Annotated in this window: 1 protein-coding gene and 1 pseudogene; both read left to right on the top strand. The window is 29.7% G+C overall.

What is annotated here, in order from left to right:
- Positions 1 to 492, top strand: a pseudogene (locus AC1DTM_RS27735) (hypothetical protein); the annotation flags it as partial.
- 71 nt (positions 493 to 563) lie between these two features.
- On the top strand, positions 564 to 1,130 hold a 567-nt coding region (locus tag AC1DTM_RS27740; RefSeq protein WP_477001403.1), incomplete at its 3' end, for a hypothetical protein.

Here is a 1,130-nt window from a genome sequence, read left to right on the forward strand (position 1 = left end):
GTRTTATTATATGCATTTCAATTAGGTACRATAWYATTYACRGCKTTARTTCTTCCTGGAATRTCTGATTATACAATCGACGGAATTACATTAGTATATGTAGGTTTCTTATTTATAGGAGCAGTKATYGTTCATATTGTGACAACAATTGATACRTTTAAACARGYRAGTGAAGGTGCRTTTAGTAWGRATGAAAGATCCRYYTCMTTTTTTAGTAAAAKAAAAGGGACTATGATGAAAGTAGCTTCAATATACGCATTAATCCTACTTATTTTGATTTATTTTCATAATGATTATGCGATTGATACTTTGATTGGATATGTAATAGGTACTGTTTTACTGTACACTGTAGCCGTTGGTGCAGCAGAATTCCAGCTATTGGTGTACTGTAGATTCAAATTTAAATCATTTAATATGACTTGGGAAGAAAATGAGAGAATGCGTGGGAGAACTCGAAAACAAAATGAAAAATTCAAAACGAAAAGTAAATAATGGTGAAATAGAATTTAAGTGTATGAGAATTATTTAAACTATATAGAAGGTGAAAAAGCTGAAAAAGCTGAATGTGGAATATAAGAGAAGAAGATATGGGTCTTTTTGAAATTGAAAATAGAAATCGATTAAGTCCAGATTATATAAGAATCTTTTATGGGGGAGTTTTTGCATATACTTCTATACCAATGCTCATCATGTTTTTAGGTATTTTGCTGAACGGTGATAAGATTTCTTTAACACCATTTGAAACATTTTTGGTACGATCTGAGGTAAAGTTATACATTTTGGAGTTGATTTTTTTAATAATTTACATGTCTTCAAAGGTTGCTTTTAAATTACAGAAACTCCAAGCCATCGTGACTTTATTTTATTCTTTTCAGTTAGCAACATTACCATTTATCGTTATGATGGTTGAAGGAATGTTTGATTTTCCTAGGAATAATAAAACGTTAGTTTATATTGGTTTAATAATGTTAGGAGCGCTTTGTACTTACATTGTAACTACAATTGATGTTTTTAAAAAGGCAAAACATGGAGGATATAAATCGGAAGGACCAACTGTCTCATTTTTTACTAACGCAAAATTATATTTATCGATTGGAATGACAATTGGTGTAATGGTTCTACTTATATTA

Source organism: Bacillus sp. P4_D3 (assembly GCF_056401855.1).